Below are 24,145 nucleotides of genomic sequence, written 5' to 3'. Positions count from 1 at the left end.
ATGTAACCCGGTCTGAGCAATTCCAACTGGCCGGGAAGCAGGAAAACCATGTTCATCGATGAAGTAAAGATTCGCGTCAAGGCAGGCGACGGCGGCAACGGCTGTATGGCCTTTCGCCGTGAGAAGTTCGTGCCTCGCGGCGGCCCCTCCGGCGGCGACGGCGGTCGCGGCGGCGACGTCATCATGGTCTCCTCGCAGCGCCACAACACGCTCATCCATTTCCGCTACAACCCTGAGCACAAAGCCAAGCGCGGCGAGCACGGCATGGGCTCCAACTGCTCCGGTTCCGACGGCACAGACATCGTGCTGCAGGTTCCCGTCGGCACCGCGCTTTACGATCAGGAAACCGGAGAGCTGGTCCACGACTTCCAACACCCTGACGAGAGCGTCATCGTCGCCAAAGGCGGCCGCGGAGGACGTGGCAACCAGCACTTCGCCACACCCACACACCAGGCTCCACGCGAGCATGAAGAAGGCCGCCCCGGCGAAGAGCGCCTGTACCGCCTCGAACTGAAGTTGTTGGCCGACGTAGGCCTCGTAGGCTATCCCAACGCTGGCAAGTCCACGCTCATCTCGCGCATCTCCGCCGCCAAGCCCAAGATTGCCGACTACCCATTCACCACGCTCGAACCAAACCTCGGCGTAGTCACCGTAGGAGAAGAGCCCGAGCAGGAGTCCTTCGTCGTCGCCGACGTCCCCGGCCTCATTGAAGGCGCGCATCTCGGCCAGGGCCTCGGTGTACAGTTCCTGCGCCACATCGAGCGCACCAGCGTCCTCGTCCATCTCGTCGATGTCTCGGATGCCTCTGGCCGCCCCGACGCCGTCGAAGACTTCAAAATCATCAACAAGGAGCTGGAAGGCTTCGGCAACGGCCTCGACAAGAAGCCGATGATTGTCTGCGCAACAAAAATCGACTCCGCCAATCCCGAAAAGCTCAAAAAGCTTTCCGCCCACGCCAAGCGCCGCAAGCTTGAGTTCCACGCCATCTCAGCAGTAACAGGGCAGGGAATCGACGAGCTGAAATGGGCCTTGGCCAAGCGCCTGCGTCCGAGCGATTAAGCAGTGCCTGTCGAATCGTTTGGAAGGGTACGGGCTTCAGCCCGTACATAAAACGCGACCGTTGAATTCGATTCCTCAGGCACTCCCCAGCTCTAGCATCGAAACACCTCTTACACCATAGCCCGCTCTTTCACCTTCAAATACTGATTCAGCACAGCCGAAGTCAGCGCATCCGGAGCAAGGTCCAGCGTCAGCGCGCCTTGCTCCGCCAACTGCGCCAGCATCACCTCGCGCCGCCCCGCCGTCTCCTGCGCCGCAGCCGCGCGAAACATCTCATCCACATTCTTAGGCCGCGCCTCGGCAATGCGCTCTACCTCCGGCTGCGCCATCGCAACAAATAACAGCACATGCCGCCGCAGCAGGTGCATAGCACCCTCAATCACCTCAGGCCGCATCGCCGTCTCCGCAATATCCGTCACCCACAAAACCAGCGCCCGCCGCGGTTGCAGCCGATTCAAAACAGCGGTAGCCCGCAGATGATCCGCCTCGCCGCCCTCCGTGCGAACCTGCGCCAGCAGCTCCATCATCTGCCGCAAATGCGCCGCTCCACGCCCCGGCAACAACCTCTGCTGAATCCCATTCCCATAAGCCAGCAGCCCCACGCGGTCCCCGGAGTAAAGCGCCAGTTGCGCCAGCGCAATCGCCGTCGCGCAAGCATGGTCGAGCTTGGTGTGACTCGCCGCCGCATCTTCCCCCGGCGCAGTAGGCCGCGAACGCATCAACCGCCCGCAATCCAGCACAATCCACACCGCCTGGCTGCGCTCAATCTGGTACTGCCTTGTAACCAGACTCCCGCGCCGCGCCGTAGCCGTCCAGCACACATCGCGCAGATCATCGCCATCGCGGTACTCACGCAAGCTCTCAAAGTCGCGCCCCAGCCCGCGCTGCCGCGCCTGCCGGAGCTGCATCTCAATCTGCCGGCTCCGTGCCAGAAAAATATTCTGCTCCTCGCTCGTATGCAACGCCGGATACACCCGCACAGCCTGCGTCAGCGGAGCCTTCGCCCACTTCTCCGCCAGCCCCAGCGGCGAGCGATACCGCACATACAGCCACCCCGTCGCATAATCCCCGCGCTCGCCGGGCCGCACGCGATACCGCACCCGCGCCGCAACCCGTGGAAACGCCTGCACGCGATGCGTCGCCGGATTCGCCGTCAGCGCCGCAGGCAAATCATCCGTCAGCCTGCAATCCAGCAGCACCCGCCCCTGGTTTTCAATCGCAAGCTCAATCTCAGTTTCGGAATCCAACGCCGGAGCATTCGACCAGCTCCGCTCCGCAACAATCTGCGAAGCCTTCGGCAGCCGCAACCCATCCAGCAGCGCCGCCAGCAGAACCAGCCCATCCCAAACCAGCATCGCCCAGCTCAACCGGCTCACATAAAATCCCGGAATCAGCAGTAGAAACCCCGTCACAAGCAGCACAACACTGCGCGGCGTAAGCGCAAAACCCCACCACCGCCGCGGCTCACACGCCGCCCGCACCGCTTCTGGATGTAGCGAAGCCGCAATCATTGCCACTCAAACTTGTACATCAAGTGCCACGGACAGAGCGTAATTCAGTTTGCGTAACTTAGTAGGAGAAATAGAACCTACCCACTGGGTTAATGAAGACTTCGGAAGACTCCTCAGTTCGTCACAGTGAATCCAGCTTTCGTGTTTCATGCCTTCTTCAATGCCGATGCTGACTTGAGAAGCCAGCCCCTGCCCTTCCGTCATCACTGGTGCGCAAACAACGGAAGGAAATTTCGAGTCGATGAGTGCTTGTCGGCTCACGACTACAAATGTGCGATATTGTTTGGAATCGCCGCCCGGTTTGAAAACGCGATATAGCTCGCCCCTTTTCATTGAGCAGCACTTTCCCATTCAATAGGAGCCTGATATTCGTCGAGTTCGCGAGACTCGGTGGACAAATAATCTATGTTGGCGTTAATCAATTCCAGATCACGTGCATAAATTGCTTCTCGCACCTTTGCCTTGAAATACTCGCGCAACACCGTCTCGATGAAAGCCGAACGTGATGCTTTCGACCCAGCGTCACGGTCCACTTCAGCGAGAATATCCGATGAAAGTGTGATAGAAGTCTTCGTTTTCATACTACTATCATACTACCAAAATCATTGTCTCGGAACCGGAACCGCCGCCACCACATCCGTCAGTGCCCGGTCCGCATCAAAGCCCTCCAGCTCCGCCTCAGGCTTAAGCATCACGCGATGCCGCAACACCGGCAGCACAGCCTTCTTCACATCGTCAGGCACAAGATAGTCACGCCCTTCAAACGCCGCACCAGCCTGCGCCACCAGCATCAAACTCAGCGCCGCGCGCGGACTCGCCCCCAGCAGCAGAGTAGGCCACTCGCGCGTCTTCCGCGCCAATGCAACAATGTACCCATAAAGCTCCGGCTCCACACGAATCGCCCGCACCTCGTTCCACGCCGCCGCCAGCAGCCCTTCAGGAATCGCCGCAATCGACGCATCCTCCAGCAACCCCGCGCCGCCGCTCGCATGATGCCGCTGCAGAATCTGCAACTCCTCAGCCTCCGACGGATACGCCACGCGAATCTTCAGCAGAAAGCGGTCCAGTTGCGCCTCCGGCAGCGGATACGTCCCTTCAAAATCCACCGGGTTCTGCGTAGCAAACACCGTGAACCACCCCGGCAGCGCATGCCGCACGCCATCCGCCGTCACCTGCCGCTCTTCCATGCACTCCAGCAGCGCCGCCTGCGTCCTCGGAGGCATGCGGTTAATCTCATCCACTAGCAGTAAATCCGTAAACACTGGCCCCGCATGAAACGTAAACTGATCCGTGCCCGGCTTCAAAATCGTAGTGCCCAGAATGTCGGCGGGCATCAAATCCGGAGTAGCCTGCACGCGCTGAAAACCCAGTCCCAGCAGCCGTCCCAGCGTCTTCACCATCAGCGTCTTCGCAATGCCCGGCACACCCTCCAGCAGCGCATGCCCCTGGCACAGCACCGCGATAATCACCTGCTCAATTACCTCATCCTGCCCCGCAATCACGCGCCCCAACTCCGTCCGCGCATGCGCAATCAACTGTTGTGTAGCGGCAAGATTTTCTGTCTGGGGAAGTTCCAAGTTCTCGCTCATGAAGCCCTTTCCTGAGGCTGAAATTCTATCGTCGCAGCATGTAATCTCGCAGCCGCCTTCAACTCATTCATATGCTGACCGAGCAGCCGCACCAGCCGCAGCGCCTCGCGTGCAGCAAGCGCATCATTCTGCGCCCCCGCTTCCGCCGCCGCCAAATCCGCTTCCAGCTCTTGGCCCACATTCGGAAACCTGCGCCGAATCACAACCGCCATCTCGCTCGCATCCAAACGCTGCATCCGCATTCCGCACAGCGCCAGCGCACGCCGCCGGAACCGCCCCCACGCCACAGACACAGCCGTAGAAGAGGCCCCGGCCTTGCGATACAGCGACCCCAGCGCCTCCACAAACTCAATCGGCGTCGTACGTACCGGCAACGGCAGCGAGCGCACCGGCCCGCTCCTGCGGCTAAAGCTCCACACAATCAGCAACGCCAGCACCGGCAGCGACCAAGTCAGAATCCGCAGCGCCGTCGAATCCGCAAAGCTCCAGTTCGAGCGAATGCTCCCATGCAGCGACTCATCCCAATAAAACTTATGTCCCGCACGCGGTCCCAGCGAGTTCAGCAGCAAGTCCAGGTTGCGTGCACGCGCCAGCGAGCCATTTTCCAGCGGCGTCGAGCCCGCCCACCACACCGCATGCCCCTTGCCCCAATCAAACTCCACCACCGCAGCCTGCCCACCGCACGTATATTCCACGCGCTGCGTTGGCTTGCCCAACTGCCACCCCGCCTGCGGAACCATCCACACCTCGCCGGTATTCGCCAGAGCGTCCAGACCATTCGCTTCCAGCTTGCAGGCCGCAAAATTAAACTCACGCACCCCCTCCGGCGACCCCTGCGGCAACATAAATCCGCCCACCATCCCCGTAGTCAGCACGCGCCCGCCGCGCTCCAGAATCTGCCGAATCGCCTTGATATCCGATTCCTCATGCAGCATCGGCTGGGCAAAAATCACCACCGTCTCCGGCCCCGCCACTGCGGCAAGCTCGCTCAGAGGCCGCTCCCATCTCTCAATCGGATATCCAGCGCGTTGCAGCGTCTCATACGCCGCCTGCGCCCCATGCTGCCCGGCCAGGTAACTCGAAGGCAGCGGATTATCATCCTCGCCGCTCGGCGTCACAATCCCCGCAACCACGGCCAGCGCCAGCGCAATCCCCACGCACCAAGCCAGAAACTTGCGGTCCCCCGCATCCAACCCCGGAGTAATGGAAGCAAGCAAGCTCACCGCCCCTCACCTCCAGCCGCCGAGCCGCCCTGGATCAACGCCGAAGCCAGCGCATCCGCCTGCCGGTAGTCCGCCTCACTCGCAGCGCGCCCGCCATACCAGACGCGCTCAAAGCTCCCCGTAAGCGCCGCCAGCCCATCCTTGCGAGGATCTTCCGGCGCAACCAGCGCAAGATACTCCCGCGGCGTCCGCGCCCTGTCCGCAGGCCACAGCCGCTTCGATTCCAGCCGCGAAATCGCCGCCCAGTAAAGAAAGTGGATCGCCTCGCGCCACATCCCGGCCCCGGCAGACCGCTGCGCATCCGCCATCCAAAGCTGCCAGTCGCGAGCCGAAGCCGCCGTCGCCGCAGGCCCATTCCCATCGCCAACCAGCCGCACGCGCCAGCGCCGCTCCAACTGCAGCAGCCCCCATACCAGCCCCACAGCCACCGCCAGCAAAAATCCCCAAACCAGCAAGTGCCCAACCCAAGCCGCGCCCGCCAGCAGGCGTCCCACCCCGCTGAATATCCGGTTCAGCCAGCCCATCGTGCGCTCATACATGCTTTGCCCCGGATTCAGTGTCTGCAGCCGGTGAAACTCGCGCCGCGCTAGCACCTCCCGCATCGCGTTGCTCTCAACCACATGGGAAGAAGCCCCCTGCACCGCCGCTCCAGCCTGCGCTGCATCGTCCGCAAGCCGCTTCTGAGCCTCCTGCAACAGTTCCGTAGTTGTTTTCGGCGCAGGCAGCGTCTCATCGCCCGCAGGCTTCGCCGACACATCCGGTTTCGCATCCGGACTCTGCGCCTGCTCCAGCAGCGCGCGCAGCCAGCCATACCGCACCGTGCGTTTTTCAGGATTAGCAGTAGCGCCAACCGCCACGCGGTCATCCACGCCCACACGCTGCACATCGCAGCTCTTCTTATCGCGCCCCTTCGCGCACTCCGCAGTCAGCCCCGCCAGCTCCCCAAGATGCCTGCGGTAATCCTCCATCGAAGCATCCCGCACGCCCTGCGCCGCCGGAGCAGCAGAAGCCACAGGCGCATCCGCCCGCATCACCGGAGCAGCCACAGCCGACACAACCACCACAACCATCAGGCCCCGCGCTCTACGCCGCATGAACATTACTCTTGCGTATGCTCCACTTCACTTGGCGCGGAGGCTTCCGCAACAGCCGGAGCAGCCGTCATCCCCGCCGCCTCCATCATGCGCACAATGTCGTATCCTTCCTTGCGCACGCGCTGGTCGTAGTAAAACAGCGTCAACCCCGTCGCATAAATCGGTCCCAGAAAGGTGTTCGTGCAAAACGCCACAACCAACTGCAAAATGCGCGCCCACGCCGGCAACTGCCCCGCGCCACGCACCGCCAGCACAATAAACGGCGACTGCAAAATCCCCGCCAGCCCTATCTGGATCACCAGGCACAGCAGCGCCAGCACAAAAATCTGCCCACGCGCCCCTTTACTCAGCTCAATCGAGCGCTTCAGAGCCTCCCGCGCCTTCGACTTCTCCACCACGCACGCCGGAACCGCCAACGCATACCGCAGCCCCATCAGCACCGCGTAAACCACCGCCACAAGCACCAGCGCGAAAAACGCCAGCGCCAGCAGCCCAAAGAGTATCGTCTGCTGCGGGTCCGCCGCCTGCCCTTTTCCGGCATGCAGCACCGACCCAAACTTCAAAAATGTCACCGCCGCAAAGCCGCCATAACAAACCGCCAGCGGAGTCCACAGCACAAAGGCGATAATCGTCATCAGCCACAGATAAGTGCGCAGCCGCGGCCACACGCTCTTATACGCTCCGCGAATCGTCGCCGGCTCGCCGAGATACACCCAGGCCACAGCCCGGTTATTCGCCGCCACAGCCAGTCCGCCCAGCAAAAACATCACCAGCCACTGCACGCCGATAAACACGACGTTCAGCCAGATCACCTGTCCCGTCAGGTGCCATGCGCGGAACAGCTCCTGCAGACCCACCTGCAGCAGTCCCACCAACGAAAGAGAACCCGCATAAACCGCTGCAATCCCCGCAAACAGCAGGAAATTCGTGCGGTAGAGCTGGGCGGTTCTATCCAGAATCTCGCCCAGTGAAAGAGGACGCAGCTCAGTTTGCATCAGCGCCAATCCTTTGCTTACTTGGCCGGATACTAGCACAGTCGGGGTGAAGGCTCGAAAACCCGCGTGAATAGCGGGTAAATCCAAACGGAAGTGCTGTCCAACAGTGTCCATGCCGATGGACAGCATCAGGGAGAAAATCGAGCAATGTTCTATGACGCGGAACGGGGAACGTATTTCGCCGACTGGCGGGACCGAAAGGGTAAACGTCACCGGAAGGCCTTCAAATCATCGGCGGCGGCGCTTGCATACGAGGCAGAGGAAAAAGCAAAGAACCCAAAAGCACGAGCGACGAAACAAGTACGGGCCGCGTCATCGTCACTGCGTGGAGGACGCGGCCAAAGAAAAAACTCCAGTACCTTAAAACCTTTCTTGCTGTCGTCGGGGAAAAAGCGCCAAAGCGCATCACAGCGGCAGAGGTCGAAGAGGTGAACTACAGGCTAAACATGCAGGGCTATAAGCCATTGACGGTGCTGCTCTATGCACGAGAGACACGCACGGCATTGCGTTATCTGGCTGCGCATCATGGCGCAAAGCAATTAGAAGGGTTGGTCAAAAACCCGACAGGCATTCGACCACGAAACATTGTTTGGACGGATGACGAAAAAGACGCAGTTTTTAGGCTGGCGAGAGAGCGCAACAAGGGGCTTTTAATGTGGCTGCTGCTGTGCTCAGACTTAGCCATTCGCTCAGGAACAGCGTATCGAATCGGCTTCAATCACTATGACGCGATGCGGCAAGAGCTGAGGTTCACGACAAAGTGGCGCGAAACAGCAACGCTGCCAGTGACAGCAGAGATTGTGCAGCTTATCGAGAGCTGTAATCCGCGAGACAAAAGGCCATTCGTTGCGCAGTTGTGGGAGAACAAGCACGGGCCAAAGCCAAGCGGAGTGCATCGGCAAAGCGTGCAGCGTGCATGGACAAAACTGCGTGAAGATGCGGGGCTGCTGCGTAAGGTGTGGCCGCACGACTTGCGGAGAACAACAGCAGTAAAAATCTACAACCAGACAAGGGACATAAGAGTAGTGCAATCGACGCTGACACACATGCGTTTGGAGTCAACAGTGCACTACCTCGACCACGATTTAGCGCCAGTGCCTCGGCAGATTTTAGAAGCGGTGAAAAGAGGGCCATTCCTTGTGAAGAGGGAGAAGACAGCATGAGACGAGCAATCCAGCACATGGGAAGCGTGCGCATGTTCCACCTTGCGGCAAGCGCGGCGGCAGGTCCACCACGCGACCGCACGCCGATGACAGTGCGGGCCATGGACCACTGCCGGGACGAGTGGCAAAGAGCGCACCAGACAGGAATTGAGAAGGGCTTGAACGAACACAAAGCGGTTCGCATGGCGGCGGTGGCATACAAACTCGCCATGCCCAAAATGCGCGATTTGCCGTCCATCCGCGCCTACATTTCCTGCATCGCGCAGGGTATCCAACTCGAAGTGTTTGAAGGCCGCGACGGTTCCCAACTCCTTTATGCAGCGCAGGTTGCGCTGGCACTCCACCAGAAAGGCAGGAAGAAATGACCACCCCACCCCCCACCCTCGAGGGCAAGCTAGGCCACAAAACGCTCACAGTAACCGAAAAATGTCTAGTGGAAACTGACAAAAACCGGGTACTGATTGCGCTCACGGCTGGTGAAAACTTCACTGAAACGCCTTCGCCTTTCGGCATCGAAGAGCAGTCACCAGCAGCGCGACGGCTGGCATGGATTCTAAAGAATGCCGGGGAAGAATTGCTCGACGCTGCAACGCAAATCGACACGGGCTACATGTATGAACTGGCACGAGAAATCGCAAGCCGCGTGCTGGCCGTCTGCCCATTGGAGTAAGCCAGTGAATTACTTCCTTGTTGCTGTTGTGGTCGTAGTACTCACAGCCTTCACCACATACGTGAGAGAGAACATGGCAATCATCAAGCGACCAAAGAAAAAAGTTGTAGTGAAGGCGGTGGCATGCCCCGTGTGCCACCGCACGCACCAGCCAGATGTAGAGTTCGGCCCGTTCTGCTGCGCCTCATGTCTGCAAACCGTCATCCGGCCCCTCATTCTAGCTGACCCGCGAAAGCCGCGCTAACCACAACCTGTTGGGGTGGGGTCAGCTGACCCCACCCCAATATATTGCGGTCATAGGTTGACATCAATGTATCATCGCAAGCATGGAACTACAAGACGCATTAGCAGGGGTAGAACGTAAGCGGGAGTCAGAGACCGCCGCACCAGCGGCGGCGGCATGGCTCTCAAACCCAACGCAGCACAAACGAGTGCTCACACCCATGCAGGAGTTCTGGCTAAAGGTTCGCCAGTGGCAAGGGGAGATTGAGCGCGGGGAGATTTGGACCGATGACAGCAAGACAGGTAAAGGTGCTGGCAAGTCTGAAACTGTGGCTCTACGACCGGGCGAAGTTGAGGACGGGAAAGGTGAGCAGCATGCAGGAAACGGACGGGAGAGCGTCGCATAGGCGACGCGCCTACGATGCCCGCATCATCAGGGCAATCGACTTTGAAAAGTGCTTCAACGAGTTAGACACAGCGGACCGCATGCTGCTGGTTCACATCCATCGGGACGGCGTGACACAGGAAGAAATAGCGGAGATGCAGGGCCGTTCCCGGCGCTCCGTGTGCTACCAGTATGACGATGCGTTGGACCACTTGGGAGACCACTTGGAGTTGCGCAACCTGCTCTAAGCATCCCCCATAAAAATGCGCAAATTTTTGTTCATGGCCCAATAGGGCATTACGCGAAAACCGAAAAACGGGAGGGATACCCTCCCACCCCCCGGGAGGCAGAAAAAATCATGGGCTTGTCGCCAGAAGAAAGATACAAAATTCCAGCCAACACAAAATTTGCAGTCGTGGGTCGGGAGCTAGCAGACGCATGGGAGCGGAACAACTACGAGGACATAGAGCGGCACGTTAGGACACTTGCACTCGCACGCGCCGAAGAGTATGAACAACGAGACCATGCCGAAGTCATTGCGGCACTCGCCCGGCAAGTCGGAGACGCGGCACTGCAAAAGCGGGACGTGAGGCCGCTGGTGGAACAGATAGTCGAAGCCATGAAGCAAGAGCAGCGCGGCGGCACTGTGGTGGATTTGGAAGCGATTGAGCGCACAGTCACGGCGGCACTCGGTCGGCGGCTCAGGCGTTAGCGGAGTCCCACCGGTGGCACTTGCCGTGCGGGGCACGTCGCGTGCCACCTACCTCCGCGAAGTCTGCAGCAAAGAACCATAAAAAGCAATAGATAGAAAAACCTATACTCGGTGCTCGGCCCTTTGGTGCGCGTCCAGCGCCGCCAAAGGGCGGCGGCACAGTCCGCGCAAGGGGCCTCGGTCAGTTCCGCCCGTTCGCATTGCCGCACGCTGCGTCACCGAAACGCGCTGAACGCGCATTCGGCTCCTTGCTGCCAGTCGCTTCGCTCCCGTCTCGCTCACTCCCCTTCGGGCTGCTCGGCCCCCTCGCGGGGCGTCCGGCTCGTGCCTCGCCTACCTGCGCTCCATTCGTCGCGCCCCCGCGTCCCGCCTCGCCCCGCTCCGCTTCGCTACGCGGCGGGGCCGAAAAACAAAGACGGCCCCGGCCCTTCGTACACCAAGCCATAAAAGGCAACGGCAAAAACAACAGCAAAGGCACTCGGCTGCGCCTCGCCACTGCGCCGCTTCGCGGCGCTGCCACGTGGCGCGGTTCGGGTGCGCGTGTGTTCGCCTCAGTGTGTCGCACCTTGTCAAGGGCGCTTCGCGTGGCTCCGCCACTCCGCTGCGCTACGCCCCTGACTGGCGGCGCGGTGGGAAGCATCCATGAACACACGCGCTGTTGCTTCTCTCGTCGCTCGTCGTCCTTGCCACTGGTGCTCGGTCCCAGTCGGCACGCACTCCCTGTTCGTTCGCACAGTCGGCCAAGTATCCCGGGTCCGTCACTTCTGCACGGTCGGCTGTCTTGCCGCATGGTCCCACATCACGGCAGGCCAGCCGCACCAGCCGCCATAGCAGCGCGGCGCTGGTGCGCCGCGCTGTCCAAAAACGCTGCTGTCCACATTTTTTATGGACAGCAGAAAAAGACGCATGTATAAAGGGAAATTGAGCCGTTCTCACGACTTGGCCGGATACTAGCACAGTCGGGGTCATTAAATTGTGAGCGGATTCCACCACAGCCCTCAAGGTAACCGCGTATTTCTTACCGCACATTCTTACCTTGCAGGGGAAACTTTACCCAGCCCGCCAGCGCGCTCCAAACCGCAAAGCCACGCATTTCCCACATTCCGCATCAGACTCGCAACTGGAAGTTTTGGCACACCAGTTGCCATATCTCAAGCAGGGCGAAACCGCGATCCAAAGCCGGCAGCACCTCCGCACTGCCCTTCGGAACGCGGTTCCGTCCTGGGGACTAGGGACCTGTAAATGGATAATGCTGTGAAGACTCGTTGCAAACGATGGCTTTTTCTTGGATTCGCAATAGGCTTCGCCGTCTTTGCCGCGCGCCGCACATGGGACGAGACGGAAGACGAGCCAACTCCCCCAGCCTCTAATGGAGCGTCTGAACCTTCACGCCTGACGGAATCTCCAGGTGGAACGGATCGCCCTGCAGCTCCTGGTTCTCCGTCACCTTATCCACTGTCATCACGATCTGGAATTCCTCGAGTGGCCGTTTAATCGTCACGGTTGAGGGATACAGGCTGCCGCCAAAGTCTACATAGGAGCCATAGAGAACCTGCGTCTCCAGGTTTCCCTGCGCGTCATAGATATCCTGCTGATAAGGCCGCAGGTCCTCGCGGTGGAAATGAATCACGCGAACCGTCTTTCGCTCCGGGCTGTCCGGCTTGCCCCGCATCACGGTCAAAATATATTCCGGAATCAGCAGCAGATGCTTCCGCTTGGCATCCTCCACGGTATCCGTGTCCGCCATCATGGAGTACTCGTCGTCAGGGTCCAGTCCGCGCACAATCAACGCATCCAGAAAAAATCCCGGCCGCATATTTTCAATCGCGTTCTTGGACTTGTGCGTCAGCTCGTTCGGTCCCGTGTAGGCAACGTTCTTCGGCGGATTCACATACAGCGTGAAGGTCTTTCCGTCGCTCGCCATGCTGAACATCGGCGTGCCAATCACCGGGTAACGCCCATACACGCGCAGCATCTCCGGCTTCCGCATCAGGATGATGCCCGGAAACGAGGTGTAATCCTTCTCGACGCCATCCTTGGACTTCATTGTGCTGAAGCTGATATCCACCTTCGCATTCAGCGTGTTCAGGCCACTCCAGCGGTCGTTCAGTTGCTTCACCAGGTCTGCCGCGGACGCCGTCTGCGTCACCGTCGGAGGCTTTGGCACCGGCAGCTTCCGCGTAGTAAACAAACACCCCGTCACCGGCAGCAAAGCCGCCGCCAGCGCCACAACGCCTGCAACCCACCCAATATTGATACGCGCAGTCCTCATCGGCTTCCCGCCCTCTTCACCGCGCTGCGATACTCAGCCACGTTCTGGTTATGCTCCTCAAGCGTTGCGGCAAACAGGCTCTTCCCCTGCGGATTCGCTCCCGACGCAACAAAGTAAAGATAGTCCGTACGCGCCGGCTGCATCGCCGCCTTCAAGGAGGCAGCTCCCGGATTCGCCACCGGCCCCGGCGGCAGCCCTGCATGCAGATACGTGTTGTAGGGGGTGTCGTGTTTCAAATCGCTGGCATAAATTGTGCCGCGCCACGCGCCCTCCAGCTCCAGGCCGTAGATCACAGCCGGGTCCGTCATCAGTGGCATCTTCTTCTCCAGCCGGTTCTGAAAAACGCTGGCTACAAGAGGCCGCTCCGTAGCCACAGCCGTCTCTTTTTCAATCAGGGAAGCTTTCGTAACCACGGAATGAAAATTGCTCGCCAGCCCAAGCTGCCCCGCCATGACGCGAAAGTGCTTCACCATCGCCGCCGCGATCTGCTCCGGCTTGGACTTGGGAGCAAAGTGATAAGTGGCCGGGAAAAGATACCCTTCGAGACTCGTAGCCTTCGGGTCCAAATCCTGCACCAGGCTCGCTTCGCTCTTCGCCACCGTCAAAAACTCCTCCGCCGGACCAAAGCCCGCCTGTTCCAGCCGGGCCGCAATCTCAAAAATATTCGACCCCTCAGGAATTGCTACCGTAATTGTGTAAACATCCCCGCGCCGAATCCGTCCATACACTTGGCTAACCGTCGCAGGCTCCGCAAAGCGGTAGGTACCAGCCCGCAAACGCCCCGGCCTCAGCCATCGCAACACATCAAACGCATACTGCGAACGAACCACCCTCGCAGCCTCAAGCTGCTGGCCAATTTTCACCGCGCCTGAGCCCGGAGCAATCTCCACAAAGGTCTCCTGCGCAGGCCCAAACGGCGTAAGTGCAACAAAAGCCGCCACTCCCGCCGCGCCCAGAACCAGCAGCAACAGCAGAAATGCCAGCACTCTACCCCAGCCGGAGCGCTTTTTCTTTTTTTTACTCGTGGTTTTCCGCCTGCGGCTGGCCATCCTGTTGCCGTATTCCCTCTGAAGCCTTCCTTTATCTGACGCAAAGGATAGCCCTAAGATTCTCTTTTGCTTATATCTATTGTATCGGTCTATCGGTCTCGATGCTCCCGTCAGACGTAGCAAATCAGGTGCGGAAAAAGCGGCGGCTTCTGCCCCCTGTACCCCACACCCTGTACCCTGTACCCTGTCATGCCTCCTCGCTACCTAGCCCTCGACATCGGCACCAAACGCATCGGCATCGCCGTGTCTGACGAGTTGGGCCTGACCGCGCAGCCCGTCATGACCCTTGAAGTCCGCCGCAATCCCCGCGAAGACCTTCGCTCCATCGCCCGCCTTGCCCGTAAATTCAGCGTAGTTGGCATCGTTGTAGGTAATCCGCTCCACCTCTCCGGCGAGCAAAGTCCCCGCGCCGCCAAAACCCAGGCCTTCGCGGCAGAGCTAGGCGAGCTGACCGGCCTCCCCATCCACCTATGGGACGAGCGCCTGACCACGGAAGAAGCCCACCGCATCCTCTACGAAGCCGGCCACGCCCGCCAGGACCACGCCCCTCTGGTCGATCAGGTAGCCGCCACGCTGATTCTCCAGTCCTTCCTCGAAGAGAAATCCCGTACCCCTTCCTAGTTCCTTGCCTCTGCGGGCGCTCCCGGTCCCTGGCATTTGGAGACCGTGGATACCCATACCCAAGCTCTCTCCATCCCCGTTCACCACAAAATCCGGCGTTGTCATCCTGGTCGAAGCGCATTGGGGCCCCACGAAGTGGGGTAGGCGGAGTGAAGGATCTGCGGTTGCCTTTCGCTGCCCCCACCCCCATCTCGACCCCGACCACCGGGAGGGCCACAAAAGCCCCGTGGCGCGCCAAGCGCGCAGCCGCTGCATGCCATGCAAAATAAATCTCAAATCTGTGGATAACTCTTGCGCTCAATTAACCCCTTTTGTGCCACACTAAAAATCAAGCAGAAAAACGGCCCGATTCCAATGGAATCGGGCCGTTCATCATTCAGCTTTAAAAAAGTTTTTTCGGGCCATTTTTTCTGCAAAGTAACCACTTTTCACCAATCTATTAACGAATAGGTAAACAGGTGAAACCAACCGTATGGATTTATATTTCAACACCTTACAAGAACTACCGCCATATTGAGGCAAATCGACTCAAAGGGTAGGCCGGGGCCTCCACCCCGGCAATCAAGCTAAGCAGGCTCACCCGCAGCCCGAACCGCCTTGGGCAGGTGGTAACTCTCCGCATCCGACGGAAAAGCGCGATGCTCCACATCTTCCCGGTACTGCTCCATAGCCGAGCGAAAGAGCGCAGCAGCATCCGCATAGCGCCGGACAAACTTAGCCTGCGGCGAAAAGCTCAGATTCACAAGGTCGTGGAAGACAAGAATCTGCCCATCGCACTCTGGCCCCGCACCAATGCCAATCGTAGGAATAGGCAGCGCCGCCGTAATAGCAGCCGCAGCTTCCCGCGGCACACCTTCCAGAACAATCGCCCCCGCACCGGCTTCCGCCAGCGCAATCGCGTCCGCTTTAAGCTGCTCGGCAGCCTCAAGCGTGCGAGCCTGCACGCGATAGCCCCCCATCCGGTGTACAGACTGCGGCGTAAGCCCCAGATGCGCAACCACGGGAATCTCAGCCTCTATCAGCGCCCGGACCAGCTCCACGCGAGCCCCTTCAATCTTCACCGCCTCCGCTCCGGCTTCCTTCACAAAGCGAACAGCGTTAGCCACTCCCTCAGCAACAGGACCGTGATAGCTGCCAAAAGGCATATCCGCCACCACCAAAGCCCGCCGCACAGCCCTGCGCACAGCACGCGTGTGGTGCAGCATCTCGTCCACGGTAATCGCAAGCGTGTTGTCGTGCCCCATCACAACCATCGCCAGTGAATCGCCAACGAGGATCATGTCAATCCCGGCCTCATCCACAAGCCGCGCAGTGGCATAGTCATAGGCCGTAAGCGCAGAAATAGGCTTGAGCTGGCGTTTCATCTCAGCCAGCGCGGGAACTGTGATTTTGGTGATGGGTGTATTGGCGGGCGAAAGCCCACCAGTAGGAAAGTTCGTGAGGCTCATGTTGTCTCCAGTGCCGCTCCGTAAACTCAGGATGCTGCCCGTACGAGGCGAGTATACGCCCCCATGCTTGAATAGGTGCAAATCAGGCGGCCCATGTTGCGGGACTGCTTGCGAAGGGCAGGCACAGAGGCAGAAACTGGTACGAGCATGTTTGTGGCAGGGAACGGGTTAACGGAAGTTGCGATGGGTGCGGCGGCAGTAGGGCTGGTAGCAGGCAGCTGTGCCTATGCTGCAATGTGGCCCGGCTCGCAGATTTTCGGGCGAACGCTGATCGCCCCCAAAAAGCCGAACGAGATCGCGCTGACCTTCGATGATGGCCCAAATCCTGAATGGACGCCGCGCCTGCTGGACCTGCTCGACAAATACAGCGTAAAGGCAACGTTCTTCCTGGTCGGCAACTACGCAAGCGCGGAACCGGCATTGACGCGCTACCTTGCAAACGCCGGGCATGTCGTGGGAAACCACACGTGGTCGCATCCCAACCTGGCAATGACCGCTCCGGCAAAGGTCCGCGAAGAGCTCAGCAACACAAAAGACACGCTGGAGCAGATTACCGGCAAGCCAGTGCGGCATTTCCGCCCGCCATTCGGCGCACGCAGGCCAGACGTGCTGGGCACGGCGCGAAGTTTAGGCATGACCCCAGTGCTCTGGAACGCAATGACCAGCGACTGGAGCGAACCGGACTCCGAAAAGATTACAAAGGCCCTGCTGGCGAAGATTGAAAAGCTTGACGCGCACAAACGCGCCGCAAACGTAGTGCTCCACGATGGCGGCCACCTGGAGCGCACCGCAAATCGCGGCCCCAGCGTACGCACAGTAGGAGCGTTGCTGGAGCGGTTCGCAAACCAGAAGAAATTCGTGACAGTAGCCGAGTGGGCGTAACGCTTTCCGCATCCTAAAGACTGCGGAAAGCGTTCCCCGCGGCTTCAATAGTCCGCTGAATTTCCGCTTCGCCGTGAGCAGCACTTAGAAAGGCAGCCTCGAACTGCGAAGGCGGAAGCCAGATTCCCTGGTCCAGCATTGCGCGATGAAAGCTCCCGAAAGCAGCGGTATCACTGGTAGCAGCTTCGTCATAGTTAGTGACTTCGCTTCCGGTAAAGAACCAAGTCCCCATGGAGCCGACGCGATTGGTCGTGAGCGCAACGCCAGCCTTTTGGGCTTCAGCAGCCACGCCTTCAAAGAGTGCCTTCGATGTGGCTTCAAGCCGTGGGTAGATCTCCGCAGCATGCTCTCGTAGATAACTGACCGTTGCAATACCAGCAGCCATAGCCAGCGGATTTCCGCTAAGAGTTCCAGCCTGGTAGACAGGTCCAAGAGGCGCAAGCTGATCCATGAATTGCCGCTTGCCACCGAATGCCCCAACAGGAAGACCGCCGCCAATGATTTTGCCCAGCGTAATGAGATCAGGATCGAGTTTGTAAAGCTCCACCGCACCGCCAAGAGACAGCCGGAATCCAGTCATCACTTCATCCACGATGAGAAGCGCACCCTCGTGGCTTGTAATTGCGCGCAGCCCTTCAAGATAACCCGGAGCAGGCGGAATGCACCCTGCATTGCCAACGACCGGCTCAAGAATGATGGCTGCAATTTCGTTCTTATGCGAGGCAAATGCCTCTTCGACGGCTTGCAGATTGTTGTAAGGCAGAGCGAGCGTAAGTGAGGCAATGGCTTCCGGTACACCTGCAGAGCCGGGGATGCCGAAAGTCGCAACGCCGGACCCTGCTTTAACCAGGAGTCCGTCAGAGTGCCCGTGGTAGTTGCCTTCAAATTTCACGATGATGCTGCGGTTAGTCGCAGCGCGGGCCAGTCGAATCGCCGACATCGTGGCTTCCGTGCCGCTCGAAACAAAGCGCAGCTTTTCAATCTTCGGATAGCAGGCTACAACCAACTCAGCGAGGTCAGCTTCGGCCGCTGTTGATGCCCCAAAGCTGGCAGAGTTGCGTGCGGCGCGTTCAATCGCTTCGACAACCGGCGGAAAGGCATGCCCCAGAATCATCGGGCCCCACGAGCCAAAGTAGTCGATGTAGCGGTTACCATCGGCGTCGGTCAGGTATGCACCCAGTGCCGATTCAATAAACGGAGGATGACCGCCAACAGCGCGAAAGGCGCGTACAGGCGAGTTCACGCCGCCGGGAAAAAGGCGCTCGGCGCGCTCTTGAAGCTGATGCGAACGGGTGTGCGAAGGTGCGGCTGTCGGCTGGCTCATGTTGAGTTCAGTATAGAAGCGGAGCCAGCAGCCGAATCAGTGATTGCCGCGCTTGCGCAGGCGGAGTGCGTAGAGATTGAACGCGACGGATAGGCAGAGCAGCAGGATGCTTGCGCCGTTGACCCAGTGGTGCGCGGTAGGGCTGGAGGCTTCGGAGAGCAAGGCGCGCTCCGATAGAGCAATGACAAGCAGCGCACAACCAAGGGCCGTCATACGGCGGGATTTGGTCGAGTCATTTTGATTCACCAGGCACATAGCGGGTTCTCCGGCAGGCTGCAGACTACTTGCTCTTACCTGAAAGTATTTTGCCACGATGCTTGAAAGTTTGCCTGAGTTCCTGCCAGTCTTTTTCGGTCTGGTCAGCGTAGTGGGAGCCAAATTCCGCGAGAGCTTCGGCAAAACCTTCTCCGGAGCCTAGATATCCGGCCAGAACAATGGGGTCGCCGGCGCGGGCGTGACCTCTTGCAAGCAGTTCTCCACAAACGGCGGCATAGGCGGCCAGTCCTTTGCCTGCCAGATCCTCTAGGTCGATGCCACCCTTGTGGTCGTTCAGTTGGCGGACGAGGTATTCGCGGCTGCCGATGCGTGTCCAGCCGAGAAAGGGGTCAGACTGGAGCTGCATCGCGCGCTGCCCGTCGGCTACGCGCTGGCCGTTGTGCTGGGGTTTGCGAGGTTTAGGCAGGTAGGGCGCATAGCCGCTGGCGGTCTCTTCCTTCACTTGGAGAAACAGCGGATCATTGGGCCCATTGCCTTCGAGGTAGATGCAGAAATCGCGGAGTCCAACGGAGCCGGTCCCTACCACTTTGAACGCAACATCGACCGGCCGGTAGAGCGAGAGAAGATGAACGCGCTGCGGCTCCAGCATCTGCTGATAGGGCTTGAGGGCGTCGAGGACCGATTGCGCTTCTTGTGCAGAGATGCGGGTGAGCGTAGGCTTGATGGTCTTGAATCGGCGGCGAGCTTCGCGCTGCGCTGCGCGGCCAGCGGGCTCAGTGAGGACTTCAAGCGTGTGCTGTGGAGTGGCGCGTTCGGCTTTCAGCAGGGCATCGTGGACGGCTTCGCCTTCCACATGTACCTGGTAGCGGGCTACATCGAGGAGAGGCATCTCGGCGAAGTTGCGCATGCAGGCCGAGTAACGAGTGACGCATTGAACAACGGCATCGCGGGTAGAGGACTCCTTGTTACCGGCCTCGCGGCCAGCGAGGACAAGAGAGGCAGCCATGCGCTTGAGGTCCCACTCAAAGGGCGCTCGGATGGTCTCATCGAAGTCGTTGATGTCGAAGACGAGCCGGCCATCGGGCGCGGCGTAGGCTCCAAGGTTGCGGACGTGGGCGTCACCGCAGATTTGCGTGCGGATGCCGGTGGAGGGAACCGCGGCAAGGTCGTAGGCCATCACAGGCACGGCCCCGCGAAAGTATGCAAAGGGCGATGCCGCCATAAGCTGGTACTTGAGCCGGATGAGCTGCGGTACGCGGCCCTGCGCGGCGCGTTCGAGAAGAGTAAGCGCGGAAACGCGGCGGGCTTTGAGACTCAGATCGCTGTGCTGCTGGCGGCCAATGTGCTTGCGGTGCGATTGGCCGAGCTTGCGGCGGCCTTCCGGAGTAGTCCAGTCCATGAGAGGGAACATACAACGCCCGGCGCAGGGGCGCAAATGCGCCTGATAGACTTGCGCTGATACAGCAACGTGGCCGTGCAATCTTGTGCCGACGCTCCTCAAATCGCTGGAGGATTCCTTTGGGTCGCGTTCTTCGTATTTCCGCTCCGCTTTTAATTGCGTGGATGTCCGGCATGCCGGCGCTGTGCCACGCGCAACAGCAGGCGGCATCTTCCGCTTCGATTCCGCTGACCGTGGAGGCAATTTATGGCGCGGAGCTGCTGACGGGCACACCGCCGGACGGTTTTGCCTGGTCGCCGGACGGCAAGTACCTGAGCTATGTCGCAAATGGTGAACTTATCGGGTTGGATATAGCGAGCGGCAAGCCGCAGACGCTGGTGAGCCGTGAGAAGCTGCAGCCTCTGCTGGGCGGCGGAGGCATGGCCAGCTACTGGTGGGCGCCGGATTCGACGCACCTGCTCTTCGATGCCGATGGGCGCCTGTGGTTCTTTGATTTGAAGACGGGCACAGGCACAGAGATGGGCTTTACCGGCGCGGCGGCGGGAGATAATCCGACGTTTTCTCCCAACGGCGAGATGGTGGCTTTTGTGCGAGACCATGGGCTGAGCGTCATGCGGCTCAAGGAGGCATTTACAGCGCTGGGGCCGCCTGTGGCGAGCATTGCTGCTGCGCCGAATCCAAACACACTGAATGGTGAAGTGGACTGGCTGTACGGGGAAGAGCTGGATGTGCAGTCGAATTACTTCTGGTCGCCGGACTCAAAGAACATTGCGTTTTTACAGATGAACGAAGCGAACGTGCCGGAGTATCCGCTGACGGATTGGATTCCCACGCATGCCAAGGCGGAGATGCAGCGGTATCCGCTGGCAGGAGACACGAATCCTGAAGTTCGCGTAGGAGTGGTGGGCTCCGGCGGCGGCAAGGTGGCCTGGGTGAAGCTGCCAATTCAAGCGGGGCAGGACTATGTACCGCGCTTTGGTTGGGTAGACCGGCACACGGTCTGGATTGAGACGCTGAGCAGGGACCACAAGAAGAGAACCATCTACTTTGCAGATCCGTGGAACAACGACGGCAAGCACGGAGGTGATCCGCTGCAGATGCTTGTGGTGACGGACGACAAGTTTCTGGATGCGGACTACGACGTGTGGGTGGGCGGCGGAGCAATTGTGCTGACCAGTTGGGTGGATGGGCACAACCATGTGTACCTTGCGAACTATGAGCAGGCAAATCCGCTGAGCGGCCCGGCGACTCCGCCGCGGCAGCTGACCAAGGGGCCGTGGGACGTGGACAGAGTGTTGGCGGTAGACGCCGCGAAGCAGATGGTCTTTTACACGTCGAATGAGTTTGATTTGCTCGATCGCCAGGTTGCGCGGGTAAGTTTTGCCGGGGAGCGCAGGACGCTGACGGCGGGCTCAGGCACGCATGACGGAAGAATTGCGCCGGATGGCAGTGCGTTTGTGGACACCTTCTCAACGCGAGCCACGCCGCCACGGATGAGCCTGTGCCATGCGGGCGCAGGCGCGGGAGATTCCGCGTCTGGCTGCAAGGAGTTCTGGGCATCAAAATCACTGGACGCCTATAAGCTGCATCCGCCGGTACAGATGGAGACCAAGGCCCCGGATGGAACGGTTCTCTACGCCACGTTGATGCTGCCGGAAGGCGAGCACGGAAACAAAAGTGTGCCGCTAATCCTCAATCCCTATGGAGGGCCGACGGGGCAAACGGTGTTGAACCGCTGGGGCGACAGTTTCTGGGCCGATAAACTTCTCTTCGATGCGCTGCTGGCGCAGCATGGATTTGCCGTGCTACGAACAGATAATCGCGGAACGCCGGGGCGGGGCAGGGACTTTGCGCAGGCGGCATATCGCGATTTTGGCAAGGTTCAGCTGGAAGACCAGTTGACGATGCTGGATGCCGCGCTAGGGAAATTCCCCGAGCTGGACAGTAAGCGAGTGGGCTTCTGGGGGTGGAGCTGGGGTGGGACGTTCACGTTGTACGCCATGACGCACTCGGACCGCTTTGCGGCGGGCGTGAGCGTGGCTCCAGTGACGGACTGGCGCAACTACGACTCGGTATACACGGAGCGGTACTTAGGGCTGCCATTCGACGAGCAGAATTTGTACAAACGCACATCCGTAGTGGAGACAGCGAAGAACCTGCACGGGCGTCTGCTGCTGATGCATGGAACGGGCGATGACAACGTGCACATAGGCAACACCGTGCAGTTCGTCGAAAAGCTGATTGAAGCGGGGATTCCGTACGATCTGCAAATTTTTCCGCGCAAGACGCATGAGATCCAGGGCGGAACTGCGCGGCCAGAGTTATTCAACCGCATCGTGGCGCATTTTGAGCAGTATTTGCAGCCGGCGACGAGGCCGGAGTAAAGCGAGATATGCGGAAACTCTAGACTTCGCGGCGCTTAAAGAGGTCGTCTTTTTCCTGCATGGGGCAGCGGGCGCAGCTGAGGCAGCAGGCCACCAGCAGGGCCACGCCAATGGTAACGACGAGCGCTACGAGGCTTCCACTCGTCACGATCCAATGCCAGACGTTGTCAGCATTCATTGCGGTTCCACCCAGGCAGAGGCTAGTTTTCCCGGCCAAATCAGTCTCTATCGGGCTCGCTGGCGGCGTCGGGGTTCTGTCAGGAGCCTCAGTGTAGCATCTATAAACTTCGACTCGGTACAAGAAATTTTGTTGTGGCGGCAACAAAATTTCTGCGGAATTCCTGTTGTGGGATAGCAAAGAAAAAGCGAAAATATTCTTGGGAAGAGGATTTGCCCGCTGTGATGGACGAAAATGCCATTCCGATGGATGCCGCCGAGGCGGCCGTAGCCGATGAGCTGATGGCTACATGGGAGAGCCCCGTTGGGGAGAAAACGGCAGATGAACCAGCAGCCGTGCGAGAAGATGAGCCGAGTCTGAACTGGCTGTTCGTGGATTTGAACTCCTATTTTGCTTCGTGCGAACAGCAGGTACGCAAGGAACTCCGGAACCGGCCCGTAGGCGTGGTGCCGATGATGGCAGATACAACCTGCTGCATTGCTGCCAGCTACGAAGCAAAGGCATACGGCGTGAAGACGGGCACGATTGTTGCGGATGCGAAGACGATGTGTCCGGACATTGTGCTGGTAGAGGCGCGGCACGACCTTTACGTCAAGATGCACCACGCGGTGATTAAGGCCGTAGAGAATTGCCTGCCGATAACAGCGGTGCAGTCGATTGATGAGATGGCCTGCCGGCTGATGGGACGCGAGCGAAAGCTGCTGAATGCGCTGGAACTGGGACGCAAGGTAAAGCGGGCAATTCGCGAACAGGTTGGCGAGATGATGCGCAGCTCGGTGGGGCTGGCGCCGAATCGCTTCCTCGCAAAGATTGCCAGTGATATGGAGAAGCCGGATGGCCTGGTGGCGTTGCCGGCGGACGTGTTGCCGGCAGCATTGCCAACGCTTGATCTGCGTGCATTGCCCGGAGTTGGAGCACGAACAGAAAAGCGGCTGAACCTGAAAGGTGTTCGCTCAATGGAGCAGCTGCTGGCGCTCGATTGCGAGCAGATGGGGCAGCTTTGGGGCTCAGTGTGGGGGGAGCGGCTGTGGCACTGGCTGCGTGGACAGGACTTCGACATGGCGGATCACGAGCATGAGAAGTCGCTGAGCCACCAGCATGTACTCGCGCCGGAGATGCGGACGCAGGAGAAGGCATGGGCCGTTGCATTGAAGCTACTGCACAAGGCTGCGCTGCGGCTTCGTGATAAGCATCTGTGGGCTGCCAGCATTGGGTTGGCCATTGGCTTTGCCGTGCCGAGGGAGAAGCGTGGGCAATCCACGCCGGTGAGCAGTTATGGCGTGCCGCGCCACGGATGGCATGACGAGATTCGCCTGACAGAGTGCCAGGACAACCAGATGCTGATTACGGCGCTGCGCAAGCTCTGGTCGAATCAGCCGAAGGGCGCGCAGTATGCGCATCCGTTCTTTGTAGGTGTGACGCTTGGAGGTCTCGTGCCGGATAAGCTTCACAGCCTGAACTTGTTTGACGCAGGCGACGAGCATGAGAACCGCACAAAGCTGCTGGCCGCAATGGATGAGCTGAATCACAAGTATGGGATGAGCACACTGGCTCCCGCAGCGATGTTGACGGCGTATAAGGCCGCGCCGACGCGAATTGCGTTCCATAGCGTACCGGATTTTGCCTTGGAGACAGGAACCGTGGGGCGTGGAGAGTAGGGACGCACTACAAAGCGTCAGTGAGTTTGTTGAAGGAATAAGCCACGTCCCGCAGGTGAGACGTGGCTTATTCCTTTGCACTTGTGCGAAG

General features: G+C 59.6%; 24 protein-coding genes. 10 read left to right on the top strand and 14 right to left on the bottom strand.

From position 1 onward, the window contains the following. Positions 1-48: 48 nt before the first annotated feature. Entirely contained in the window at positions 49-1,059 is a 1,011-nt protein-coding gene (obgE, locus tag AC5S3R_RS07710) for a GTPase ObgE (protein WP_494266439.1), read from the top strand. Between the two features lie 110 nt (positions 1,060-1,169). On the opposite strand, the gene AC5S3R_RS07705 is transcribed toward obgE, so the two are convergent. From AC5S3R_RS07705 to AC5S3R_RS07675, 7 genes are read right to left on the bottom strand one after another with little or no spacing between them, the layout of a single operon-like run. Then, the gene (locus tag AC5S3R_RS07705; protein ID WP_494266438.1) at positions 1,170-2,570 is read right to left on the bottom strand and encodes a DUF58 domain-containing protein; all 1,401 of its coding nucleotides are present in this window, start codon (positions 2,568-2,570) and stop codon (positions 1,170-1,172) included. Positions 2,571-2,576: 6 nt separating this feature from the next. Then, complete coding sequence (locus AC5S3R_RS07700) at positions 2,577-2,903, bottom strand: type II toxin-antitoxin system PemK/MazF family toxin (RefSeq protein ID WP_494266437.1); 327 nt, start codon at positions 2,901-2,903, stop codon at positions 2,577-2,579. Further along, on the bottom strand, positions 2,900-3,151 hold the full coding sequence (locus AC5S3R_RS07695; RefSeq protein ID WP_494266436.1) for a ribbon-helix-helix domain-containing protein: 252 nt from the start codon (positions 3,149-3,151) through the stop codon (positions 2,900-2,902). The genes AC5S3R_RS07700 and AC5S3R_RS07695 overlap by 4 nt, the downstream gene beginning before the upstream one ends. A 21-nt stretch (positions 3,152-3,172) precedes the next feature. Further along, on the bottom strand, positions 3,173-4,159 hold the full coding sequence (locus tag AC5S3R_RS07690) for an AAA family ATPase (protein WP_494266435.1): 987 nt from the start codon (positions 4,157-4,159) through the stop codon (positions 3,173-3,175). Next, positions 4,156-5,382 (bottom strand): DUF4350 domain-containing protein, encoded by a 1,227-nt coding sequence (locus AC5S3R_RS07685; protein WP_494266434.1) that lies wholly within the window; start codon positions 5,380-5,382, stop codon positions 4,156-4,158. The genes AC5S3R_RS07690 and AC5S3R_RS07685 overlap by 4 nt, the downstream gene beginning before the upstream one ends. After that, positions 5,379-6,476, bottom strand: a complete 1,098-nt coding sequence (locus AC5S3R_RS07680) for a DUF4129 domain-containing protein (protein ID WP_494266433.1) — start codon at positions 6,474-6,476, stop codon at positions 5,379-5,381. Before AC5S3R_RS07680 ends, AC5S3R_RS07685 begins: the two co-directional genes overlap by 4 nt. Positions 6,477-6,481: 5 nt before the next feature. Further along, a complete protein-coding gene (locus tag AC5S3R_RS07675; RefSeq protein ID WP_494266432.1) occupies positions 6,482-7,471 on the bottom strand; it encodes a glycerophosphoryl diester phosphodiesterase membrane domain-containing protein in 990 nt (329 codons plus the stop codon). Between the two features lie 428 nt (positions 7,472-7,899). On the opposite strand from AC5S3R_RS07675, the gene AC5S3R_RS07670 reads away from it, so the two are divergent. The 5 genes from AC5S3R_RS07670 to AC5S3R_RS07650 all read left to right on the top strand — a co-directional run bounded on the left by AC5S3R_RS07670 (position 7,900) and on the right by AC5S3R_RS07650 (position 10,623). Further along, a complete protein-coding gene (locus AC5S3R_RS07670) occupies positions 7,900-8,634 on the top strand; it encodes a tyrosine-type recombinase/integrase (RefSeq protein ID WP_494266431.1) in 735 nt (244 codons plus the stop codon). Further along, positions 8,631-8,999 (top strand): hypothetical protein, encoded by a 369-nt coding sequence (locus tag AC5S3R_RS07665; RefSeq protein ID WP_494266430.1) that lies wholly within the window; start codon positions 8,631-8,633, stop codon positions 8,997-8,999. The genes AC5S3R_RS07670 and AC5S3R_RS07665 overlap by 4 nt, the downstream gene beginning before the upstream one ends. Continuing rightward, a complete protein-coding gene (locus AC5S3R_RS07660; RefSeq protein ID WP_494266429.1) occupies positions 8,996-9,304 on the top strand; it encodes a hypothetical protein in 309 nt (102 codons plus the stop codon). Before AC5S3R_RS07665 ends, AC5S3R_RS07660 begins: the two co-directional genes overlap by 4 nt. Before the next feature lie 510 nt (positions 9,305-9,814). Then, on the top strand, positions 9,815-10,159 hold the full coding sequence (locus AC5S3R_RS07655; protein WP_494266428.1) for an RNA polymerase sigma factor: 345 nt from the start codon (positions 9,815-9,817) through the stop codon (positions 10,157-10,159). A gap of 110 nt (positions 10,160-10,269) precedes the next feature. Next, positions 10,270-10,623, top strand: a complete 354-nt coding sequence (locus AC5S3R_RS07650; RefSeq protein ID WP_494266427.1) for a hypothetical protein — start codon at positions 10,270-10,272, stop codon at positions 10,621-10,623. 1,366 nt (positions 10,624-11,989) lie between these two features. Here the strand turns inward: AC5S3R_RS07650 and AC5S3R_RS07645 are convergent. After that, the gene (locus tag AC5S3R_RS07645) at positions 11,990-12,895 is read right to left on the bottom strand and encodes a hypothetical protein (protein ID WP_494266426.1); all 906 of its coding nucleotides are present in this window, start codon (positions 12,893-12,895) and stop codon (positions 11,990-11,992) included. Next, positions 12,892-13,881, bottom strand: coding sequence for an endolytic transglycosylase MltG (gene mltG, locus AC5S3R_RS07640; RefSeq protein ID WP_494266425.1), 990 nt, complete (start codon positions 13,879-13,881; stop codon positions 12,892-12,894). The genes AC5S3R_RS07645 and mltG overlap by 4 nt, the downstream gene beginning before the upstream one ends. 252 nt (positions 13,882-14,133) lie before the next feature. Between mltG and ruvX the strand changes: the two genes are divergently transcribed. Continuing rightward, positions 14,134-14,565, top strand: coding sequence for a Holliday junction resolvase RuvX (gene ruvX, locus AC5S3R_RS07635; RefSeq protein WP_494266424.1), 432 nt, complete (start codon positions 14,134-14,136; stop codon positions 14,563-14,565). Positions 14,566-15,131: 566 nt separating this feature from the next. Here ruvX and panB read toward each other — a convergent pair. Then, positions 15,132-16,013 (bottom strand): 3-methyl-2-oxobutanoate hydroxymethyltransferase, encoded by an 882-nt coding sequence (gene panB / locus AC5S3R_RS07630; protein ID WP_494266423.1) that lies wholly within the window; start codon positions 16,011-16,013, stop codon positions 15,132-15,134. 153 nt (positions 16,014-16,166) lie between these two features. Here panB and AC5S3R_RS07625 point away from each other — a divergent pair, with 153 nt between their 5' ends. Next, positions 16,167-16,895 (top strand): polysaccharide deacetylase family protein, encoded by a 729-nt coding sequence (locus AC5S3R_RS07625; RefSeq protein ID WP_494266422.1) that lies wholly within the window; start codon positions 16,167-16,169, stop codon positions 16,893-16,895. A 13-nt stretch (positions 16,896-16,908) separates the two neighbouring features. On the opposite strand, the gene hemL is transcribed toward AC5S3R_RS07625, so the two are convergent. Genes hemL through AC5S3R_RS07610 form a run of 3 tightly spaced genes read right to left on the bottom strand, consistent with a single transcriptional unit; the run spans position 16,909 to position 19,834 of the window. Beyond that, complete coding sequence (gene hemL / locus AC5S3R_RS07620; protein WP_494266421.1) at positions 16,909-18,219, bottom strand: glutamate-1-semialdehyde 2,1-aminomutase; 1,311 nt, start codon at positions 18,217-18,219, stop codon at positions 16,909-16,911. A 36-nt stretch (positions 18,220-18,255) separates the two neighbouring features. Next, the gene (locus AC5S3R_RS07615) at positions 18,256-18,474 is read right to left on the bottom strand and encodes a hypothetical protein (RefSeq protein WP_494266420.1); all 219 of its coding nucleotides are present in this window, start codon (positions 18,472-18,474) and stop codon (positions 18,256-18,258) included. A 25-nt stretch (positions 18,475-18,499) separates the two neighbouring features. Continuing rightward, entirely contained in the window at positions 18,500-19,834 is a 1,335-nt protein-coding gene (locus AC5S3R_RS07610) for a DUF2252 domain-containing protein (protein WP_494266419.1), read from the bottom strand. Between the two features lie 119 nt (positions 19,835-19,953). On the opposite strand from AC5S3R_RS07610, the gene AC5S3R_RS07605 reads away from it, so the two are divergent. Further along, positions 19,954-22,218, top strand: a complete 2,265-nt coding sequence (locus AC5S3R_RS07605) for an alpha/beta fold hydrolase (RefSeq protein ID WP_494266418.1) — start codon at positions 19,954-19,956, stop codon at positions 22,216-22,218. 19 nt (positions 22,219-22,237) lie between these two features. On the opposite strand, the gene AC5S3R_RS07600 is transcribed toward AC5S3R_RS07605, so the two are convergent. After that, complete coding sequence (locus tag AC5S3R_RS07600; RefSeq protein WP_494266417.1) at positions 22,238-22,396, bottom strand: hypothetical protein; 159 nt, start codon at positions 22,394-22,396, stop codon at positions 22,238-22,240. A 224-nt stretch (positions 22,397-22,620) separates the two neighbouring features. Between AC5S3R_RS07600 and AC5S3R_RS07595 the strand changes: the two genes are divergently transcribed. Continuing rightward, positions 22,621-24,054: a DNA polymerase Y family protein gene (locus AC5S3R_RS07595; protein WP_494266528.1), complete on the top strand. Its 1,434-nt coding sequence runs from the start codon at positions 22,621-22,623 to the stop codon at positions 24,052-24,054. Positions 24,055-24,145: the final 91 nt, after the last annotated feature.

Source organism: Occallatibacter sp. FHG110214_02, assembly GCF_059115385.1.
Note: the sequence above shows the minus strand (reverse complement) of the source record. Positions and strands in the feature narration are given on the sequence as shown.

Coding starts and splice junctions, on each gene's coding strand:
- obgE (WP_494266439.1), top strand. CDS start 49: ATGTTCATCGATGAAGTAAAGATTCGCGTCAAGGCAGGCGACGGCGGC.
- AC5S3R_RS07705 (WP_494266438.1), bottom strand. CDS start 2,570: ATGATTGCGGCTTCGCTACATCCAGAAGCGGTGCGGGCGGCGTGTGAG.
- AC5S3R_RS07700 (WP_494266437.1), bottom strand. CDS start 2,903: ATGAAAAGGGGCGAGCTATATCGCGTTTTCAAACCGGGCGGCGATTCC.
- AC5S3R_RS07695 (WP_494266436.1), bottom strand. CDS start 3,151: ATGAAAACGAAGACTTCTATCACACTTTCATCGGATATTCTCGCTGAA.
- AC5S3R_RS07690 (WP_494266435.1), bottom strand. CDS start 4,159: ATGAGCGAGAACTTGGAACTTCCCCAGACAGAAAATCTTGCCGCTACA.
- AC5S3R_RS07680 (WP_494266433.1), bottom strand. CDS start 6,476: ATGCGGCGTAGAGCGCGGGGCCTGATGGTTGTGGTGGTTGTGTCGGCT.
- AC5S3R_RS07675 (WP_494266432.1), bottom strand. CDS start 7,471: ATGCAAACTGAGCTGCGTCCTCTTTCACTGGGCGAGATTCTGGATAGA.
- AC5S3R_RS07665 (WP_494266430.1), top strand. CDS start 8,631: ATGAGACGAGCAATCCAGCACATGGGAAGCGTGCGCATGTTCCACCTT.
- AC5S3R_RS07660 (WP_494266429.1), top strand. CDS start 8,996: ATGACCACCCCACCCCCCACCCTCGAGGGCAAGCTAGGCCACAAAACG.
- AC5S3R_RS07655 (WP_494266428.1), top strand. CDS start 9,815: ATGACAGCAAGACAGGTAAAGGTGCTGGCAAGTCTGAAACTGTGGCTC.
- AC5S3R_RS07650 (WP_494266427.1), top strand. CDS start 10,270: ATGGGCTTGTCGCCAGAAGAAAGATACAAAATTCCAGCCAACACAAAA.
- AC5S3R_RS07645 (WP_494266426.1), bottom strand. CDS start 12,895: ATGAGGACTGCGCGTATCAATATTGGGTGGGTTGCAGGCGTTGTGGCG.
- ruvX (WP_494266424.1), top strand. CDS start 14,134: ATGCCTCCTCGCTACCTAGCCCTCGACATCGGCACCAAACGCATCGGC.
- panB (WP_494266423.1), bottom strand. CDS start 16,013: ATGAGCCTCACGAACTTTCCTACTGGTGGGCTTTCGCCCGCCAATACA.
- hemL (WP_494266421.1), bottom strand. CDS start 18,219: ATGAGCCAGCCGACAGCCGCACCTTCGCACACCCGTTCGCATCAGCTT.
- AC5S3R_RS07615 (WP_494266420.1), bottom strand. CDS start 18,474: ATGTGCCTGGTGAATCAAAATGACTCGACCAAATCCCGCCGTATGACG.
- AC5S3R_RS07610 (WP_494266419.1), bottom strand. CDS start 19,834: ATGGACTGGACTACTCCGGAAGGCCGCCGCAAGCTCGGCCAATCGCAC.
- AC5S3R_RS07600 (WP_494266417.1), bottom strand. CDS start 22,396: ATGAATGCTGACAACGTCTGGCATTGGATCGTGACGAGTGGAAGCCTC.
- AC5S3R_RS07595 (WP_494266528.1), top strand. CDS start 22,621: ATGGACGAAAATGCCATTCCGATGGATGCCGCCGAGGCGGCCGTAGCC.